Below are 19,844 nucleotides of genomic sequence, written 5' to 3'. Positions count from 1 at the left end.
ACATCAAAAACAGGTTAATTTATGGACGAAAAACAGTTGCAGGCTCTGGCTAACGAACTGGCCAAAAATCTCAAAACCCCTGAAGATCTCAGTCACTTCGATCGGCTGCTGAAAAAAATCAGCGTCGAAGCAGCTCTCAATGCCGAAATGACCCATCACCTCGGCTACGATAAAAATCAGCCTAAACCGGGGACCAACGCCCGCAACGGCTATTCCACAAAAACCGTTACCACTGGCGATGGCCCGCTGGCGCTGCGTACTCCGCGCGATCGTGACGGTTCCTTTGAACCGCAACTGGTGAAGAAGAACCAGACCCGGATTACCGGGATGGATAACCAGATTTTATCGTTGTACGCCAAAGGGATGACCACCCGCGAGAGCGCCGCCGCGTTCAAAGAGCTGTATGACGCCGATGTCTCGCCGGCGCTGGTCTCAAAGGTCACCGATGCGGTCATGGAGCAGGTTGTTGAATGGCAAAACCGGCCTCTGGATGCAGTCTATCCCATTGTTTATCTTGACTGTATCGTTCTAAAAGTCCGGCAGGACAGCCGCATCATCAACAAATCTGTGTTCCTGGCGCTGGGCATCAACATCGAAGGCCAGAAAGAGTTGCTAGGCATGTGGCTGGCCGAAAATGAAGGCGCAAAGTTCTGGCTGAACGTGCTGACAGAGCTGAAAAACCGCGGCCTGAACGATATCCTTATCGCCTGTGTAGACGGGCTGAAAGGTTTCCCTGACGCTATTAACGCGGTGTATCCGGAGGCGCGGCTCCAGTTGTGTATCGTGCATATGGTGCGCAACAGCCTGCGGTTCGTCTCCTGGAAGGACTACAAGGCCGTCACCCGCGTATCTATCAGGCCCCTACGGAAGAAGCCGGCTTGCAGGCGCTGGAAGCGTTCTCCAGTGCCTGGGACATCCGCTACCCGCAAATAAGTCGAAGCTGGCAGGCAAACTGGGCCAATCTGGCCACGTTCTTTGCCTACCCAACGGACATCCGCAAGGTGATCTACACAACCAACGCCATCGAGTCGTTAAACAGCGTGATCCGGCATGCCATCAAAAAGCGCAAGGTGTTCCCGACCGACGACGCAGTGAAAAAGGTGGTGTGGCTGGCGATACAGGCGGCCTCACAGAAATGGACAATGCCTTTGAGGGACTGGCGCATGGCAATGAGCCGCTTTATTATCGAGTTCGGTGACCGCCTGGACGGTCACTTCTGAGAAAAGGCATTTACACAGAATCGTGTACAGGGTCCGCCGACGGGCTGCTTTGCTCGTGACAGTTATCAGACAATCTGTGTGGACACGTCACTTAACGTATCGTCTAGATAAGGAGGTGATCCAACCGCAGGTTCCCCTACGGTTACCTTGTTACGACTTCACCCCAGTCATGAATCACAAAGTGGTAAGCGCCCTCCCGAAGGTTAAGCTACCTACTTCTTTTGCAACCCACTCCCATGGTGTGACGGGCGGTGTGTACAAGGCCCGGGAACGTATTCACCGTGGCATTCTGATCCACGATTACTAGCGATTCCGACTTCATGGAGTCGAGTTGCAGACTCCAATCCGGACTACGACGCACTTTATGAGGTCCGCTGACTCTCGCGAGATCGCTTCTCTTTGTATGCGCCATTGTAGCACGTGTGTAGCCCTACTCGTAAGGGCCATGATGACTTGACGTCATCCCCACCTTCCTCCGGTTTATCACCGGCAGTCTCCTTTGAGTTCCCGACCGAATCGTTGGCAACAAAGGATAAGGGTTGCGCTCGTTGCGGGACTTAACCCAACATTTCACAACACGAGCTGACGACAGCCATGCAGCACCTGTCTCAGAGCTCCCGAAGGCACCGAGGCATCTCTGCCAAGTTCTCTGGATGTCAAAAGTAGGTAAGGTTCTTCGCGTCGCATCGAATTAAACCACATGCTCCACCGCTTGTGCGGGCCCCCGTCAATTCATTTGAGTTTTAACCTTGCGGCCGTACTCCCCAGGCGGTCGATTTAACGCGTTAGCTCCGAAAGCCACGGCTCAAGGCCACAACCTTCAAATCGACATCGTTTACAGCGTGGACTACCAGGGTATCTAATCCTGTTTGCTCCCCACGCTTTCGTACCTGAGCGTCAGTCTTCGTCCAGGGGGCCGCCTTCGCCACCGATATTCCTCCAGATCTCTACGCATTTCACCGCTACACCTGGAATTCTACCCCCCCTCTACGAGACTCTAGCCTGCCAGTTTCAAATGCACTTCCCAGGTTGAGCCCGGGGATTTCACATCTGACTTAACAGACCGCCTGCGTACGCTTTACGCCCAGTAATTCCGATTAACGCTCGCACCCTCCGTAATTACCGCGGCTGCTGGCACGGAGTTAGCCGGTGCTTCTTCTGCGGGTAACGTCAATCGATGGCGCTATTAACGCCACCGCCTTCCTCCCCGCTGAAAGTGCTTTACAACCCGAAGGCTTTCTTCACACACGCGGCATGGCTGCATCAGGGTTTCCCCCATTGTGAAATATTCCCCACTGCTGCCTCCCGTAGGAGTCTGGACCGTGTCTCAGTTCCAGTGTGGCTGGTCATCCTCTCAGACCAGCTAGGGATCGTCGCCTAGGTGAGCCATTACCCCACCTACTAGCTAATCCCATCTGGGTTCATCCGATGGTGTGAGGCCCGAAGGTCCCCCACTTTGGTCTTGCGACGTTATGCGGTATTAGCTACCGTTTCCAGTAGTTATCCCCCTCCATCGGGCAGATCCCCAGACATTACTCACCCGTCCGCCGCTCGCCGGCAAAGAAGCAAGCTTCTTCCCGCTGCCGCTCGACTTGCATGTGTTAGGCCTGCCGCCAGCGTTCAATCTGAGCCATGATCAAACTCTTCAATTAAAAGCTTGATGCTCAAAGAATTAAAACTGGTATTCTTATGAATATTCGTCGTTCACTCTTCAAGACTTGATATTTCGTGTATCGATATCGTCTTGTGAGTGCCCACACAGATTGTCTGATAAATTGTTAAAGAGCGTGGCCAGGAGGGTAATTTCTCTACCGGCGCGGGTGGCGCATACTACGCTTTTCCGCTGTAGAGTCAAGCTTTTATTTGCCCGTCGCGGGCCGCTTGCCTCTGGCTGAGCCGGTGGGTCGCAACGACTGTTCCCGGTCAGTGGAGGCGCATTATAGGGCCTTCACGGCCGGTGACAAGCGCTAATTGCAACTTTTTCGTCGACTGGCGATAAATTAAACGAAGCACTCTTTTTTCACCGCCCGTTTATCCACCGGAACCTGTTTTTCAGTCAACTCTGACGCCGACGGAGGGAAAAATTCATTTTTTTGCCCGCTAGCGAAAGGTTTCCACCTCCGGCGTGTGCGCGGGGTGAGGCTGGCGTCGCGATCGCGGATCGTGAAGAGAGAGTAAGATAGACGAAACACCAGGGCCTAGGCGTGAAGGGTGAGTACAGCACAATGGGACAGGTCGGATTAACGCCGTGTCCTGGCCCAAGCGGCATGGTCCGTTGTTTGACATTGTCGGTGGTTAGGCATGGCCTGCTGTGAAAGACATGGCCGCTAAAAAGGCATAGCCTGCTGGTAGAAGCATGGCCTGCTGTTAGAGCGTAAGCTTTCCCAATGATCCGAAACCATAGCGCGTCAATGCGGGCATCAGCGCCACCGCTTGCGGCGTGGGGGCAAGGCAGTAGGCCCTGTTCGGCCCCGCTTCGCCCTGTAGGCCGCTGACATCGATATCATGCTCTACCAACCAGGCGGCGCGGCGGGCAATGGCTGAGCCGGAATCGACCAGGCGGGTTCCTTCCGGCAGTACCGACTGTAATTCTGGGCTTAGCAGGGGAAAATGGGTGCAGCCAAGCACGACCGTGTCGGGGGGCTCCACCGCCCTCAACCAAGGACGAAGGAGTTTACGCAGCACCGGCAGCGGCACCATTTCACCATGCAGTTTGGCTTCCGCCATATCCACCAGTTCGGCCGTACCCAATTGCAAAATTTGGCAATCGCCGGCGAATTGACTGATGAGATCGTGAGTATAGCTGCGCTGTACGGTAGCGCGGGTCGCCAGTAGTCCGACGATGCCATTACGGGTGAGCCTGGCCGCCGGTTTGATGGCCGGCACCACGCCGATGATGGGGCAGGGAAAACGCTCGCGCAACGCCGGCAGTGAAATCGTGCTGGCGGTATTACAGGCAACGATGACCATATCGAGCTTATGCAGCCGCCACATCGCGCCAACGATGGCGACGACCCTATCAACAATGAACTGCTCCGGTTTCTCACCGTAGGGGAACGCCTCATTGTCAAATACGTACAGATAATGGGCATCCGGCAAGGTTTGCCTGACCTCATCATAAATCGATAGGCCCCCCACGCCGGAGTCAAAAACAAGAATGGTGAGTCGTTTAGTGGTGCTGCCGTCAGAAAGCATAGGTCCCGGTGAGATAGAATTCCCGTCCTGCAGTCTGGTAGCCATAAGCTGTCTCATAATTTTTATCGAACACATTGGCAAGTCTACCACGAACCGTCAAGCGGGTTGTAAGCGGATATGACGCCGCGATATCCCAAAGACTCACGCCGCCCAGCCGTACGCGTTGATTGGTGTTATAATTCGTATCCCAGCGCTGCCCTAAATAACGGTAATTCAGCGACCAGTCGATATTGGCCACCAGCCAGTCCAGTTGATATTTCACCTGTTGTTTGGCGCGGCGCGCCAAGATTTCGTTGGTCTTGGCATCGCGTGGATCGAGATATTCCAGCGTCACCTGGTGGGCCAGCACGCCTGTGGTAAAGGAGCCTGTCCACTCTACCCCTTTAATACGCGCCTTGCCGATGTTGTAATATGTTTCGCTGCCGGTATCCCACGCGATCATATCGTCAATATCATTGCGATAGGCCGATAAACGCCAGTCCAGCGGACCGGTTAAACCTTCTATTCCCCCTTCCCACTGTTTACTCTACTCGGGATCGAGCTGTGCATTGCCGCCATAGGCGCTATAAAGCTGGCCGAGATTTGGCGCTTTATAGGCGGTGCCATAGGACAGCAGGAGGCGATAACCGTCGACGACTTCCCAGGCGGCGCTGCCCTGCCAAGTCCCGTGCCAGCCGAACTGCGAATTATCATCCTCTCGCGCCGCCCCCTCCAGGGTGACCGGGCCGTATAATTGCTGAACCGTGGCATATAAGCCGGTATTACGTTGCTGGTAGCCATCGCTGAGATAATTGGTACCGGGCTCGGCGGTCTGTTTCTGCCAATCCACCCCGGCGCTGGCGGTACCGTGTGCGATTTGCAGCGTATTACCCCATTGCAGGTAATACTGCTTGGAGTCGTCCAACGTGGCGGAATCCGCATAGGGCCCATAGTGGGGATCATAGTTATAGTCTTTGGTATGGTTATAACTGAAAGACAGTTGGGAAGCATAAATCCCCTGCTGGAAACGCAGGCCGGTATCCCAGGTACGGCTGTAGAGCTGCCGGGTGTCCGGCAGCGCATCCAGATGATTGGGGTCGCTATAGGAATAGGTGCCGTCGTAGGCGCTGCGGTTGTTAAAACCGTAATTGCTGGTGAAACCGCTGAATTGTTCGTTGAACCGATGTTCCAATGCGGCGTACAGCGTTTTGCTCATAAAGCCATCGCGATCGGGCTGGGCCGGATCGCCATAGTTATCCGGCAAGTTGGCCCGAACATCGAATCCGCGGGTATAGGTATAATTGCCCGCCAACGTGGCGGTGGTGTTTTCCCCCAATTGCTGACGGGTAGCGCCGTCATAGGTTTGGTAACCGTGGGAGCCCATACCGGCGCTAAGCGTGCTGCCGTCCTGTTCTCGGGTGGTGATGATATTTACCACGCCGCCAATCGCATCGGAACCGTACACCGCCGAACGCGGCCCGCGAATATATTCAATGCGTTGCACCAGCGCGATGGGAATTTGGCTAAGATCGGAGGCGCCGGATATGCCCGTCTGATTCATCCGCACGCCGTCGATTAACACCAGCGCATGGCTGGCGTTGGTGCCGCGTATGAAAAGCGAACTTTGCTGGCCGAGACCGCCGTTCTGGCCGATATCCACTCCCGGCAACCGGCTCAGCGCCTCGGCCACCGATTTAATCTGCCCGCGATCGATATCTTCGCGGGTGACCACGCTGACCGGCGCCAGTACCGAGGATACGGGCTGTGGGAAGCTGTTGGCGGACACAATCAGCGCCTGGCCCCCGGCAGCCTGCGTAGCGGTATTATTATCTTGTCCCCAGCCGGAAAAGGCCGTGACGGACAGCGTCACCAGTACGGTTGTTTTTGTTTTAGACATCTCTTCGCATCCAATCGATTGGCAGGACGCCGCTGGCTACAGGTGCTGGCCGCCTGCGGCGGACCCTGGAGGAGACGGCGGAAAACCGGCAGCGTCTTGAGCCGGCCCATAATCCTACCGTTCCGGCGATAAAAGTGTCCAGGGAACAAATGCGCCAGGACACTTACACGCGACAAAACTGGACATTAACGGTTTATTCCCTACAATCCCGGGCAAAAGCGGTCAATACCGCCCAATTAGCAGGAAACGACCATGACGCCACAGACGTTACCCCTCGACCAGTATGAACACCAGTTGACGGAAAAAGCGAACCGTCTGCGGCAGATGATGCTGGCGTTCCAGGCGCCCGAGGCGCAGATTTTCCGATCGCGGCCGGCGCATTATCGCATGCGGGCCGAGTTCCGCATCTGGCATGATGAGGACGATCTTTATCACATCATGTTCGATCAGCAGACCAAAGCGCGGATCCGCATCGATCATTTCATGGCCGGCAGTTCCCTCATCAATACGCTAATGACCGAGATGATGACGGCCATACGCCCTGAGCCGGTGCTGCGCGCCAAACTGTTTCAAATAGACTATCTCACGACGCTAAGCGGTGAAGCGGTCGTCACGCTCATTTATCACCGACCGCTGGACGATGCCTGGCGCGATGGCGCCGCGCGCCTGCGCGACGCATTGCGCGCCCGCGGGTACCAAATCCAGCTCATCGGCCGCGCCAACAAGACTAAAATCTGCCTGGATCGCGATTATGTCGACGAGCGCCTGACCGTCGCCGGCCGCACGCTTATCTACCGACAGATTGAGAACAGCTTTACCCAGCCCAATGCCGATATCAATATTCACATGCTGGAATGGGCGCTGGCGGCCACCGAGGGCGCGCAGGGAGATTTGCTGGAGCTTTACTGCGGCAACGGCAATTTTTCCCTGGCGCTGGCGCGTCATTTTGACAAAGTGCTGGCCACCGAAATCGCCAAACCGTCGGTGAAGGCGGCACAGTACAATATCGCCGCCAACCATATCGATAACGTACAAATAATCCGTATGTCGGCGGAAGAATTTACCCAGGCGATGCGGGGGGAACGCGAATTCACCCGTTTGAAGGAGATTGATCTGCGCAGCTACCGTTGCGAAACGATTTTTGTCGACCCGCCGCGCAACGGGCTGGACGATGAGACGGTGAGCATGGTGCAGGCCTATCCGCGCATCCTGTATATCTCCTGTAATCCCGACTCCCTGTGCCGCAACCTCACCACGCTTGCCGCCACGCACCGTATTGAACGGCTGGCGCTGTTTGACCAGTTTCCCTACACCCATCATATGGAATGCGGCGTGTTGCTGGTACGCAAGGCTACGACGGGTTAACGCCGCCGGCACGCCACGCCGGCGCTTAACACCAGAAGTCAAAGCCTGGACATCCCTACAAGACCATGCGCCGCCCGCGCGCGTCATCAAGCGGAGCAACGTTAACCGTCAGCCAGGGCGGTCATGCCGATGGCGCTGTACACCAACAGGCCCAGCAGAAAATTCGCCGCCACCAATAAGGGATAACCCGGCGGCATCGCATGATGTTGATAACGCTGATGCAGGCAATATAGCGCCAGCGCGATCGACGGAAAGAGGGAAAACAGAACAATGGCGCTAAACAGCGCAGTGAAACTGCCGTTAAGGGACAGGCCCGCAATCAGTGCCAACAGCAGCGTGCCTTTCTCTGCGAGGGGATTTTGGGTCATCTGTTACCTGTCATTATTCTGGGTAAGGGTCAGCGCTTTTTCCTGTCCGCGACGGTACCAATAAAAAGCCCCTTTGGAAATCATACGCAACTGCAGCACCAGCCGCTCTTCCAGTTGGCGGCGCTGCTCTAAATCGACATCCAGCGCTTCGGCGCCGGCATTGAAAACGATGATAACCATCGCTTCCGCTTGCGCTTCGGTAAAGTTGCGCGGCATATGGTTTTCAATTTCCAAATAATCGGCGAGCTCGGCAATAAAGTGCTGGATTTCCCGCGCCACCGCGGCGCGAAAGGCGCTGGAGGTGCCGGAGCGTTCGCGCAGCATCAGGCGGAAGGCATTGGGGTTGTTACCGATAAATTCCATAAATGTGGCCACCGAGGTGCGGATCACGCTGCCCCCCTTGGCGATGCGCTGACGCGCCTGGCGCATCAATTGGCGCAACATCAGACCGCTTTCGTCCACCATGGTGAGCCCCAGCTCATCCACATCGCGGAAATGGCGGTAAAACGAGGTGGGCGCAATGCCGGCTTGGCGGGCAACTTCACGCAGGCTCAGGCTGGCGAAACTGCGTTCAGCGCTCAACTGGCTGAATGCCGCCTCAATGAGCGAACGCCGCGTCCGCTCTTTTTGTTGCGCTCTGACGCCCATATAAACCATCCAGCCTCGCAATAATCGTAAAAAAACAACTATATCAAAATTTGTTGCAACAGCGTTGATACAAACTGTGTATTTTAACGTCCCGTATGCCTTGCCACCCTCAGCGACCGGGGGGGGGGGGGCTGACAGGACGATCCGTGCTGTTACGACCCACCCGATACGTTGACAATTGGGATATGCGGGCGTTGATGTTACAATTAGGTTGTTAATTTGTATTCATCAGGTTGGGACAGCTATGCAACCAAAGTACGATTACGATGCCATTATTATCGGTTCCGGACCGGGCGGCGAAGGCGCCGCCATGGGGTTGACCAAGCGTGGCGCGCGCGTCGCGATGATCGAGCGCTATGACAACGTCGGCGGAGGTTGCACCCATTGGGGCACCATTCCCTCCAAAGCGCTGCGTCAGGCGGTCAGTCGGATTATTGAAGTCAACCAGAGTCCGCTGCATGGCAATACCCGCCTTCCCCATACCGGTTTCGCCGATATTCTGCGTCACGCCGATCAAGTCATAAAGCAGCAAACCCATATGCGCCAGGGCTTTTACGAGCGCAACCACTGTCAGATATTCACCGGCGAGGCCAGCTTCGTCGATGAACACCGGGTGCAGATCCATTATGGCGACAATACCACCGAAATCCTGAGCGCGGAAAATATCGTCATCGCCTGCGGCTCGTGCCCCTATCATCCCCAGGATGTGGATTTTGACCATGCGCGTATTTACGATAGCGACTCTATCCTCGATTTAAAGCACGATCCCCACCATGTTATTATTTACGGTGCCGGCGTCATCGGCTGCGAGTACGCATCAATTTTTCGCGGCATGAACGTCAAGGTAGATTTGATTAACACCCGCGATCGACTGCTGGCGTTCCTCGACCAGGAGATGTCCGACGCCCTGTCTTATCATTTCTGGGAAAACGGCGTGGTTATCCGCCACAATGAGGAATACGAAGAAATCAAAGGGCTCGATGACGGTGTTGAGGTGCGTTTTCGCTCCGGTAAACGCATGAAAGCCGATTGCCTGCTTTACGCCAACGGCCGCACCGGCAATACCGACACCCTTCAGTTGGATAATGTCGGGCTGGAAGCGGACAGCCTCGGCCTGATTAAAGTCAACAGCATGTATCAAACCGCCGCCCGCCATATCTATGCGGTCGGCGATGTGATTGGCTATCCCAGCCTAGCCTCCGCGGCTTACGATCAGGGCCGTATCGCCGCCCAGGTGATAATCAAAGGGCAAGCCAACGTGCAGTTGATTGAAAATATTCCCACCGGCATTTATACCATCCCCGAAATCAGCTCTGTCGGTAAAACCGAGCAAGAACTTACGGCAATGAAAGTCCCCTATGAAGTCGGACAGGCGCAGTTCAAACATCTGGCGCGGGCGCAAATCGTCGGCATGAACGTTGGCAGCCTAAAACTGTTATTCCACCGCGAGACGAAACAGATTTTGGGCATTCACTGTTTTGGCGAGCGCGCCGCCGAAATTATTCATATCGGCCAAGCCATCATGGAGCAGAAGGGGGAAGGCAATACCATCGAGTATTTCGTCAATACGACCTTCAATTACCCCACCATGGCGGAAGCTTACCGGGTTGCGGCGCTTAACGGGTTAAACCGCCTGTTTTAAGCCAGTACCCATGTAGGCTTGCATATGGCTGCGGATACAGTCCGCCAGTTGCTCATAACGCGCGCGCAGCGGTGAACCGGGCCGGTACACCAGCGCGATAGTGCGTTTGGGCTCTGGTTTATAGCAATTGAGATAGCAAACGCCATCCCGTTTGCGCTCCCGCGGTACCGCCAGCGAGGGCAGCAGGGTGATGCCGCTGCCCGCCGCCGCCATATTACGCAGGGTTTCCAGGCTGGTGGCGCGAAAGTGGGTATCTTCGTCGGCGCCGGCCTGGAAGCAGAAACCCATCGCCTGGTCGCGCAGACAGTGGCCGTCTTCCAGCATCAGCAGCCGCTCGCCGGCAAGATCCGACATCGGCACCCGATCGCGATCGGCCCAGGGATGATCGGCATAGATAGCCAACTGCATCGGTTCATCGAACAGCGGCACCTCGATAAACGCTTCCGACTCTTTCACCAGCGCCAAAATAGCGCAATCCAGCTTGCCGCTATCAAGCTGCTGCAACAGCTGACTGGTTTGTGACTCGTGCAAATACATTTCCAGCTTGGGAAAGGTCTGGTGCAGCGTCGGAACAATATGCGGCAGTAGGTAGGGCCCCACGGTGGGGATAAGACCGATATGCAGCGGCCCCGACATGGATTCTCCCTGCTGGCTGGCCATCTCGCGCAGAACTTTCACTTCCCGTAGTACCGTACGCGCCTGATCCACCAGCAGCAGGCCGGCTTGGGTAAACAGCACTTTACGGCTGGTTCGTTCCAATAACATCACGCCCAATTCATCTTCCAGCTTGCGCACCTGTCCGCTGAGAGTGGGCTGACTAACATGGCAGGAATAGGCGGCGCGTCGGAAATGACGATGCTCGGCCAAGGCCACCAAATACTCAAGATCGCGAATGTTCATGAAGTCCTCCGTCGACGCGATAGCCCGCGTCGATAGATAGAATAGCAATCAACGATTAGCCCTATCAATAGCTAAAACCAATAATAATCTCCGCAGCAGGCTCAGGCCGCCGTTCTTCATCCATCACGTTAATAAGGTTAGTTATGTTCCATAGTCAGGAAGGAAAGAGGGTCCCGCAAGTCATATTCCATACCCGCCAGGACGATCAATGGGTGGATGTGTCAACGGATGAACTGTTCAGCCATAAGACGGTAATCGTTTTTTCACTGCCGGGGGCGTTCACGCCGACCTGCTCTTCCAGTCATTTGCCGCGTTATAACGAGCTGGCGGGGCTGTTTGCGCAGCAGGGCGTGGACAGTATTGTCTGCCTCTCCGTTAACGATGCTTTTGTTATGAATGCCAGGAAAGCGGATCAGCATGCGGACCACATCCAATTCATTCCCGACGGCAACGGCGAATTCACCCGCGGCATGGGTATGCTGGTGGAGAAGGCGGCGCTGGGCTTCGGTACCCGCTCTTGGCGCTACTCCATGCTGGTGCGCGACGGCGTAGTGGAAAAGATGTTCATCGAGCCGGACAAATCCGGCGATCCGTTTGAAGTGTCCGACGCCGATACGATGCTATGTTATCTGGCGCCGGGATGTCAGGTGCAGGCGTCGGTGTCGTTATTTACCAAACCCGGCTGCCCGTTTTGCGCCAGGGCCAAGCAGATGCTGGTCGAACGCGGTATGCCATTCGAGGAAATTTTACTCGGGAAAGACGCCACCTCTGTCAGCCTGCGCGCGGTCACGGGACGCGCTACGGTGCCGCAGGTGTTTATCGGCGGCAAACATATTGGCGGCAGCGAAGAGCTGGCGGCGTTTCTGGAACAGACGTAGGCGCGCAACCCACGTCTAAGCGGCAGCGCCGCGGGACGTTCATTTTTGCCCCGGTCGCAGAGCCGCTCACGTCACGCCAGACGCTGTTTCGCCTCGGCGATAGCCTGCGCGATCTGTTCCTGCGCCACGCCGCCTTTCGCCTTACGCTGCGCCAGGCATGACGTTAGCGCCAATACCGGATAGACATCATCGCCTATCACCGGACTGAAGGCCTGCAATTGCGCCAGCGGCAGCGCCTCCAGGGGCAGCCCCTGGCGAATCGCCTCCACTACCGCCTCACCGACGATATGGTGCGCCTCGCGAAAGGGAATACCCAGCGCCACCAGATAATCCGCCAGTTCGGTGGCGTTGGCATAGCCCTGCTGCGCCGCTTCACGGCAGCGCGGCGATTTCAGCTGGATGCCATCGAGTATCAGCGCCGCCATGTGCAGGCAGTCAAGCCAGGTATCCAGCGCGTCGAACAACCCCTCTTTATCTTCCTGCATGTCCTTGTTATAGGCCAGCGGCAACCCCTTGAGCGTCATCAACATAGCGGTCAGCGCGCCCTGTACCCGGCCGCATTTACCGCGGATAAGCTCCAGCGCATCGGGGTTTTTCTTCTGCGGCATCAGCGACGAACCGGAGGTGACGCGATCCGATAACTCGATGAAGCCCGTCTCGCCGGTGTTAAAGAAGATGAGATCTTCGGCAAAACGGGAAAGATGTACCATGCCGATGGCCGCGTCCGACAACAACTCCAGAACGTGATCGCGATCGGAAACGCTATCCAGGCTGTTGCGGGTGGCGCCAGCGAAACCCAGCCAGCCGGCCAGCCGATCGCGATCGATAGCGTAAGCGGTGCCGGCTAACGCACCGGCGCCGAGCGGGCTGACGTCCAGCCGTGTTAATGTGTCGCGCAGGCGGCTTTCGTCGCGGGACAGCATCTCGCCGTAGGCCAGACACCAATGACCGAAGGTGACCGGTTGCGCGCGCTGTAAATGGGTATAGCCGGGCATCACGACGTCCTGATTGGCCTCGGCGGTGAGCACCAGCGCCTGTTGCAATTGGCGAATTGCGCCAAGCAGCTCGGCGACTTGCGTTTTGCACCACAGCTTCAGATCCGTCGCCACCTGGTCGTTGCGGCTGCGCCCGGTATGCAGCTTCTTGCCCAAGTCGCCCACCTTCTCAATCAAGCGCTGCTCAACCCAGCTGTGAATATCTTCCGCATCGCTGGCGAGGATGGCCTGCGGCGCTGCGCGCACTTCTTCCAGGGTGACGTTCAGGGCGTCTTCCAGCTGCTGTTGTTCCGTTTCGCTCAATACCCCAACGGTGACCAGCGCGCGGGACCAGGCCACGGAGCCGACAATATCCTGCTCGGCCAGGCGATAATCGAACCGCAGCGAGTCGTTAAAAGATTTAAAACGTTGATCCGCCGCCTGACTGAACCGTCCGCCCCAAAGTGCCATAACCTGCTCTCCTGAAAACCATGCTGACCCGCGCCGTCGCGCGCGGGCAATGTGAGGGCACGGCCTCATGCCGCGCCGTAAGAGGGTAATATCAAACCGGCCGGCGACCGAAGCGGCCGGCGGTGCCGAGAATCAGGCCAATATGCGGGTGCCGATGGCAACGCCGTTGAACAACGCCGGCAGCTGCTCGGCGTGACGCCAGCTGGCGATATCCACCGGCCTGCCCAGCGTACGTGCCGCATCGAGCGCGGCATTGACCTTCACTATCATACCGTCGGTGATGATCCCCTGTTCGATCAGCTGTTCGGCTTTCTGCGCCGTCATTTCCGCAATGCGCTGGCCTTTGCCGTCGAGGATCCCGCTGACGTCGGACAGCAGGATCAGATCCGCGCCCAGGGTGGCGGCCAACGCGGTCGCCGCCTGATCGGCGTTAACGTTCATCAATGCGCCATCGGCGGTGATCCCGATAGAATTGATGACGGGCAAATAGCCCGCGTCCAAGAGCGTGGTCAGCAGCGCCGGTGAACCGGGATGCGCATGGCCGACATGGCCCAGCGCCGGGTCAAGCGGCGTCACGCTCACGCTGTCGCCGTCCCCCAGGCACAGCCCTACCCCATTAATGGCGTGTTTCTTCGCCCACGCCAACAACGTCTTATTCGCGGTGCCGGCCAGCGCGCCGGTAATAATCGCAATCTGATCCGTAGGCGTCACCCGCAGACCGTTTTTCTTTACCACCGGCAGGGAAAGTTTATGCATCAACTCGTCCACCAGGCAACCCCCGCCGTGGACGATAAGCAAGGGGCGCTGGTGCTCGGCGCGGTAACTATCGAGCGCGGTAAATAAACGCTCCAGCGCCTCGTCGCTGTCCAGCAATACGCCGCCCAGTTTGATAATCAATGGATTCATTATGCTGTTGGCCTCACTTGCCCTTACCAAAGCGCCTGCGTCTGCGCATAACCAAAACGGATATTGGCGCACTGCACCGCCTGCGCCGCTGCTCCCTTGAGCAGATTATCCTCGGCGGCCACCACGATCAGATGTTCGCCCTGCATTTTAAAACCAATATCGCAAAACGGCGTGCCCACTACCGCTTTGAGCGCCGGCACGCCCTGATCGTAAAGCCGCACCAGCGGCTCGTCGTCATAGGCCTGATGGAAACTGGCCGCGACTGCCGCCTGGGTCACGCCAGGCCGCAGCCGACAGGTAATGGTCGCCAGGATGCCGCGGGCAAAATTGCCCAAATGCGGCGTGAAAATCACCGGGATACCCAAATGGCTGGCGATTTCCGGCTGGTGGCGATGGGTGAAGATACCGTAAGGCTGCAGACTGACTTCGCAGAAACTATTGCCGAGCGTTGCCTTGCGGCCGGCACCACTGACGCCGCTGACCGCATTTATCACCGGCCATTGTTCGCCGTTAAGCAACCCCCCTGCGACCAGCGGTTTAAGCGCCAGCTGCGAGGCGGTGGGATAACAGCCGGGCACCGCTATCAGCTGAGCGGTTTTTATCGCCTCTTCCTGCCACTCCGCCAGACCGTATACGGCCCGGTCCAGCCAGTCAGCGTGCTGGTGCTCGAACCCGTAATATTGCGTATAAAAGTCTGCCTGATTGACGCGGTAGGCGCCGGAAAGATCAATCACCACGCCGCCGGCCGCCAGAAACTGCGGTGCCATCGTATGGCTTACTTCATGGGCGGTGGCGAGAAACACCACATCGGCGCACTTCGCCCATGTGCTGACATCGTCCATCGGCTGCAGCGGCAAATCAACAATGCCTTTTAACTGCGGATGCAGCTCGGAGAGCAATTTGCCGGCGTCGGCGCTCTGCGCGGAAACCGTCAGCGCGGCAAGATTCATCTGCGGGTGGCGGGCCAGGTAGAGCGCGAGCTCGGCGCCCGTGTAACCGCTGGCGCCGACAATCAGCATATTCAGCATGGAATTTGTTTGCCTTCTTAACCTTATCGAAACGGGAGTTGGGCGATTCAGCGCCAATCCGCTGTTCACCCGCGAGGTCAAACGTAGTAGTCTGGTAGAAACCCGTTTACATCACGCTCGACGTTAAGTATTTTTATTCACAATTATTGCATGAATATTGATACTATCCAAAGCAAAGGCTGTCAACTACGATGATAAAAATACCCCCTTTTATTGAGCTCTACCGTGCGCTTATTGCCACGCCGTCCATCAGCGCCACCGACGCCGCTCTGGACCAAAGTAATGAGGCGTTAATCACTTTGCTGGCGGGCTGGTTCCGCGATCTGGGGTTTCAGGTTGAAGTCCAGCCGGTGCCGGAGACACGCAACAAGTTTAACATGTTGGCAAGCATAGGCAGCGAGCCGGGGGGATTATTATTAACGGGCCACAGCGATACGGTCCCGTTCGACGATGGCCGCTGGACGCGGGATCCTTTTGTCCTGACCGAGCACGACAATAAGCTTTACGGCCTGGGTACTGCGGATATGAAAGGGTTCTTCGCTTTCGTGCTCGATAGCCTGCGGGATATCGATGCTGCCACGCTGAAAAAACCGCTCTACGTGCTGGCGACGGCGGATGAAGAAACCTCAATGGCCGGCGCCAGTTATTTCGCCCGCAGCAGTCAATTAAGGCCGGATTGCGCCATTATCGGCGAACCGACCTCCCTGACGCCGGTACGCGCCCATAAAGGCCATTTGTCCAACGCGGTCACCGTGATGGGGCAATCCGGGCACTCAAGCGATCCCGCCCGCGGCGTTAACGCCATCGAAGTGATGCATGAGGCCATCTCTCAGCTCAAGCTCCTGCGTGATTCGCTACAGACGCGCTATCACCATCCGGCCTTTGTCATTCCTTACCCCACCATGAATTTTGGTCATATTCACGGCGGCGATGCGGCTAACCGCATCTGCGGCTGCTGTGAATTGCATATGGATATTCGTCCGCTGCCCGGCCTAACGCTCGGCGATCTGGAGGAGCTGATGACCGAGGCGCTGGCGCCCGTCAGCGAACGCTGGCCGGGCCGTATTACGGTGTCGGCGCTGCATCCGCCCATCCCAGGCTATGAATGCCCGGTGGATGCGCCGCTGGTGCAAGTGGTGGAAAAACTGCTGGGGGTAGAGACCGAGGTGGTCAACTATTGCACCGAGGCCCCGTTTATTCAGGCGTTATGTCCCACCCTGGTGCTCGGTCCCGGCTCTATCAATCAGGCGCATCAGCCCGATGAATTTATCGACACGGCATTCATCAAACCCACCTGGGAATTGATCACGCAGATTGTTCAGCATTTTTGCCATCACTGAATGAGTAACACGCTTTCCACGCCAGCATCGTCGCGCGTGGAAAACACCCTTTGCGCAGAAAATACCGCCTGAATGAATAAGATATTCTTATAATTGATAGGTGTAATTAAATTTCGCGAATTGCCGCGAATGTGAGGATTTTTGTCGTGAAATGTTGGCAATTGACGAACCTTGCGATACGTGGCTAGATAATGGCAAACAATTTACGCCATCCGGTGAAATGAATTTTCAAAGAGTCCAATCAGGGTCCATATGAACGAACAATATTCGGCAATGCGAAGCAACGTTAGTATGCTCGGGAAGCTTCTGGGCGACACGATTAAAGATGCGATGGGAAAAAATATCCTGGAAAAGGTCGAAACCATCCGCAAGCTGTCCAAATCGTCCCGGGCCGGCAATGAAAAGCATCGCCAGCAATTACTTTCCACCCTGCAAAACCTTTCCAATGATGAGCTGCTGCCGGTGGCGCGCGCCTTCAGCCAATTTCTTAATCTAGCCAATACCGCTGAGCAATTTCATTCTATATCCCCCCATGGCGAAGCGGCTAATAATCCTGAAGGCCTGGGCAAAGTCTTCACCCGGTTGAAAAACCACCCTGAACTAAATGAAAAAGCGATTCGCGCCGCGGTGGAATCCCTGTCGATTGAATTGGTCCTTACCGCGCACCCCACCGAAATTACCCGCCGCACCCTGATACACATGCTGGTCGAGGTGAATAACTGTCTGAAACAATTGGATCACAACGATCTGGCGGAGTATGAACACAAGCAGATCATGCGCCGCCTGCGCCAATTGATCGCCCAATATTGGCATACCGACGAAATCCGTAAACACCGCCCAACGCCGGTGGATGAAGCCCGCTGGGGTTTCGCGGTGGTGGAAAATAGCCTTTGGGATGGAGTACCGCGCTATTTACGCGAGCTCAATGAACAACTGGAAAAGGTTTTCGGCTATAAACTACCGGTAGAAAATGTCCCGGTCACCTTCACTTCCTGGATGGGTGGAGACCGCGACGGCAACCCGAATGTTACCGCCGACATCACCCGCCGCGTGCTGCTACTCAGCCGCTGGAAAGCGGTGGATCTTTTTATGCGCGACATACAGGTGCTGGTCTCGGAGCTGTCGATGGGGGAATGCACCCCCGAGTTGCGCGCGCTGGCCGGGGGCGGCGAAGAGGAGCAAGAGCCTTATCGCCGGCTAATGAAGCGACTACGCGCGCAGCTGCTCAGTACCCAGGACTGGCTGGCGGCACAGCTGCGTGGTGAACATCGCGCGGCGCCGCCGGATTTACTGGAAACCAACGATCAACTTTGGGAACCGCTTTTCGCCTGTTATCAGTCGCTGCGCGCCTGCGGCATGACGATTATCGCCCGCGGTCAGCTGCTGGATACGCTGCGGCGGATCAAATGCTTCGGTATTCAATTAGTGCGCATCGATGTGCGCCAGGAAAGTACCCGCCATACTGAAGCTTTGAGCGAAATTACCCGCTATTTGGGGCTGGGAGATTATGCCAGTTGGTCGGAGACCGATAAGCAGGCATTCTTGATTCGCGAGCTCAATTCTCGGCGACCGCTGCTGCCCCGGCGCTGGCAGCTGAGCGAAGAGACCACCGAAGTGCTCGATACGTGCCGGGTGATTGCCGACGCGACCCAGGGGTCGGTGGCCGCCTATGTGATTTCCATGGCGCGCACGCCTTCGGACGTCCTGGCGGTACATTTACTGCTGAAAGAAGCGGGCTGTGATTATACCTTACCGGTGGCGCCGCTGTTTGAAACCCTGGACGATTTGAATAACGCCGATCGGGTCATGACCGAGCTGCTTAATATCGATTGGTATCGCGGTATCATTCAGGGCAAGCAGATGGTGATGATTGGCTATTCCGATTCCGCCAAAGATGCCGGCGTGATGACCGCCTCCTGGGCGCAATACCGCGCGCAGGACGCGTTGATCAAAACCTGCGATAAGGCAGGCATCAATCTTACGCTGTTTCATGGACGCGGCGGCTCCATCGGCCGCGGCGGCGCGCCGGCCCATGCCGCGCTGCTCTCGCAACCGCCCGGCAGCCTGAAAGGCGGCCTGCGCGTGACCGAGCAGGGCGAGATGATTCGCTTCAAATACGGTCTGCCGGAAGTCGCTATCAGCAGTCTGGCGCTGTACACCGGCACCATCCTCGAAGCCAATCTGCCGCCGCCGCCGGAGCCGCGCCAGGAGTGGCACGCGCTGATGGAGGAGCTGTCGGCGGTCTCTTGCGATATGTATCGCGGCTACGTGCGCGAAAACCCGGATTTCGTTCCTTATTTCCGCTCGGCGACGCCGGAGCTGGAGCTAGGCAAATTACCGCTCGGCTCTCGGCCGGCCAAACGCAGGCCCTCCGGGGGCGTCGAAAGCCTGCGCGCCATTCCCTGGATCTTCGCCTGGACGCAAAACCGCCTGATGCTGCCGGCCTGGCTGGGCGCCGGCGCGGCGCTGCAGAAAGCCGTGGAATCCGGTAAGCAAGACCAATTGGAAACCATGTGCCGCGACTGGCCGTTTTTCTCCACGAGGATCGGCATGCTGGAAATGGTTTTCGCCAAAAGTGACCTGTGGTTGGCCGAATATTACGATCAGCGGCTGGTCGAAGAATCGCTGTGGCCGCTGGGTAAACAGTTGCGTCAGCAGTTGGCTGACGACATCAACGTGGTGCTGACGATTTCCAACGATGATCATCTTATGGCCGATTTACCGTGGATCGCAGAATCCATCGCCTTGCGCAATGTTTATACCGATCCGCTGAACGTGCTGCAGGCTGAGCTGCTGCATCGTTCACGGCAGCAGGAGCAGCCCGATGCGCGGGTGGAACAGGGCGCTCATGGTCACCATTGCCGGGGTCGCGGCGGGCATGCGTAACACCGGCTGAGCAACGGCAATGCGCCGGCGGCGGGAGACGGCTTGCGCCAGAGGAGGTGCCGCCGCCGTCGCAGGAAGGCGCGCGGTGGGCGTCAGGATGAAGTGCCGTCCTTTAGCGTCGTAGCGGGCTTTACCTCCCGCGAATGT

Annotated in this window: 10 protein-coding genes, 1 rRNA gene and 4 pseudogenes; 6 read left to right on the top strand and 9 right to left on the bottom strand. The window is 56.9% G+C overall.

Translation table 11 applies throughout. The features are described 5' to 3' along the window. Positions 1–21 precede the first annotated feature (21 nt). A pseudogene (locus SOPEG_RS14585) lies at positions 22–1,220 on the top strand (IS256-like element ISSoEn2 family transposase). Between the two features lie 108 nt (positions 1,221–1,328). Here SOPEG_RS14585 and SOPEG_RS14580 read toward each other — a convergent pair. The 3 genes and pseudogenes from SOPEG_RS14580 to btuB form a co-directional block, all read right to left on the bottom strand. Then, a 16S ribosomal RNA gene (locus tag SOPEG_RS14580) occupies positions 1,329–2,872 on the bottom strand. A gap of 715 nt (positions 2,873–3,587) precedes the next feature. Beyond that, the gene (murI, locus tag SOPEG_RS14575) at positions 3,588–4,460 is read right to left on the bottom strand and encodes a glutamate racemase (protein ID WP_025245897.1); all 873 of its coding nucleotides are present in this window, start codon (positions 4,458–4,460) and stop codon (positions 3,588–3,590) included. Next, positions 4,405–6,291: pseudogene (btuB, locus tag SOPEG_RS14570) on the bottom strand (TonB-dependent vitamin B12 receptor BtuB). The gene murI and the pseudogene btuB overlap by 56 nt, the downstream one beginning before the upstream one ends. A 252-nt stretch (positions 6,292–6,543) precedes the next feature. Between btuB and trmA the strand changes: the two are divergent. Then, positions 6,544–7,656 (top strand): tRNA (uridine(54)-C5)-methyltransferase TrmA, encoded by a 1,113-nt coding sequence (gene trmA / locus SOPEG_RS14565; protein ID WP_025245894.1) that lies wholly within the window; start codon positions 6,544–6,546, stop codon positions 7,654–7,656. 128 nt (positions 7,657–7,784) lie between these two features. Here the strand turns inward: trmA and SOPEG_RS14560 are convergent. Both SOPEG_RS14560 and fabR read right to left on the bottom strand, forming a co-directional pair. Then, positions 7,785–8,024: pseudogene (locus SOPEG_RS14560) on the bottom strand (DUF1422 family protein); the annotation flags it as partial. A gap of 3 nt (positions 8,025–8,027) precedes the next feature. Continuing rightward, positions 8,028–8,672 (bottom strand): HTH-type transcriptional repressor FabR, encoded by a 645-nt coding sequence (fabR, locus tag SOPEG_RS14555; protein ID WP_025245892.1) that lies wholly within the window; start codon positions 8,670–8,672, stop codon positions 8,028–8,030. A gap of 244 nt (positions 8,673–8,916) precedes the next feature. On the opposite strand from fabR, the gene sthA reads away from it, so the two are divergent. After that, complete coding sequence (sthA, locus tag SOPEG_RS14550) at positions 8,917–10,314, top strand: Si-specific NAD(P)(+) transhydrogenase (RefSeq protein ID WP_025245891.1); 1,398 nt, start codon at positions 8,917–8,919, stop codon at positions 10,312–10,314. Here sthA and oxyR read toward each other — a convergent pair. Then, positions 10,297–11,214, bottom strand: a complete 918-nt coding sequence (gene oxyR / locus SOPEG_RS14545) for a DNA-binding transcriptional regulator OxyR (RefSeq protein ID WP_025245890.1) — start codon at positions 11,212–11,214, stop codon at positions 10,297–10,299. The two genes, sthA and oxyR, sit on opposite strands and share 18 nt — an antisense overlap. Positions 11,215–11,357: 143 nt before the next feature. Between oxyR and SOPEG_RS14540 the strand changes: the two genes are divergently transcribed. Continuing rightward, entirely contained in the window at positions 11,358–12,092 is a 735-nt protein-coding gene (locus SOPEG_RS14540; RefSeq protein WP_025245889.1) for a glutathione peroxidase, read from the top strand. Positions 12,093–12,163: 71 nt separating this feature from the next. Here SOPEG_RS14540 and argH read toward each other — a convergent pair whose 3' ends face one another. From argH to argC, 3 genes are all read right to left on the bottom strand, one after another. After that, on the bottom strand, positions 12,164–13,537 hold the full coding sequence (gene argH / locus SOPEG_RS14535) for an argininosuccinate lyase (RefSeq protein ID WP_025245888.1): 1,374 nt from the start codon (positions 13,535–13,537) through the stop codon (positions 12,164–12,166). A 132-nt stretch (positions 13,538–13,669) separates the two neighbouring features. Beyond that, positions 13,670–14,446 (bottom strand): acetylglutamate kinase, encoded by a 777-nt coding sequence (gene argB / locus SOPEG_RS14530; protein WP_025245887.1) that lies wholly within the window; start codon positions 14,444–14,446, stop codon positions 13,670–13,672. A 20-nt stretch (positions 14,447–14,466) separates the two neighbouring features. Then, positions 14,467–15,471 (bottom strand): N-acetyl-gamma-glutamyl-phosphate reductase, encoded by a 1,005-nt coding sequence (gene argC / locus SOPEG_RS14525; protein WP_025245886.1) that lies wholly within the window; start codon positions 15,469–15,471, stop codon positions 14,467–14,469. A gap of 191 nt (positions 15,472–15,662) precedes the next feature. On the opposite strand from argC, the gene argE reads away from it, so the two are divergent. After that, positions 15,663–16,811, top strand: coding sequence for an acetylornithine deacetylase (argE, locus tag SOPEG_RS14520; protein WP_025245885.1), 1,149 nt, complete (start codon positions 15,663–15,665; stop codon positions 16,809–16,811). 252 nt (positions 16,812–17,063) lie between these two features. Continuing rightward, positions 17,064–19,707: pseudogene (gene ppc / locus SOPEG_RS14515) on the top strand (phosphoenolpyruvate carboxylase). Positions 19,708–19,844 lie beyond the last annotated feature (137 nt).

The organism is Candidatus Sodalis pierantonius str. SOPE (assembly GCF_000517405.1).
GTDB classification, from domain to species: Bacteria; Pseudomonadota; Gammaproteobacteria; order Enterobacterales; family Enterobacteriaceae; genus Sodalis_C; species Sodalis_C pierantonii.
The sequence above is the reverse complement of the archived record's forward strand: the minus strand, read 5'-3'. Positions and strand labels throughout refer to the sequence as shown.

Bases quoted from the DNA above. Each gene is read 5' to 3' on its own strand.
- murI (WP_025245897.1), bottom strand. From the start codon at position 4,460: ATGGCTACCAGACTGCAGGACGGGAATTCTATCTCACCGGGACCTATG.
- trmA (WP_025245894.1), top strand. From the start codon at position 6,544: ATGACGCCACAGACGTTACCCCTCGACCAGTATGAACACCAGTTGACG.
- fabR (WP_025245892.1), bottom strand. From the start codon at position 8,672: ATGGGCGTCAGAGCGCAACAAAAAGAGCGGACGCGGCGTTCGCTCATT.
- sthA (WP_025245891.1), top strand. From the start codon at position 8,917: ATGCAACCAAAGTACGATTACGATGCCATTATTATCGGTTCCGGACCG.
- oxyR (WP_025245890.1), bottom strand. From the start codon at position 11,214: ATGAACATTCGCGATCTTGAGTATTTGGTGGCCTTGGCCGAGCATCGT.
- SOPEG_RS14540 (WP_025245889.1), top strand. From the start codon at position 11,358: ATGTTCCATAGTCAGGAAGGAAAGAGGGTCCCGCAAGTCATATTCCAT.
- argH (WP_025245888.1), bottom strand. From the start codon at position 13,537: ATGGCACTTTGGGGCGGACGGTTCAGTCAGGCGGCGGATCAACGTTTT.
- argC (WP_025245886.1), bottom strand. From the start codon at position 15,471: ATGCTGAATATGCTGATTGTCGGCGCCAGCGGTTACACGGGCGCCGAG.
- argE (WP_025245885.1), top strand. From the start codon at position 15,663: ATGATAAAAATACCCCCTTTTATTGAGCTCTACCGTGCGCTTATTGCC.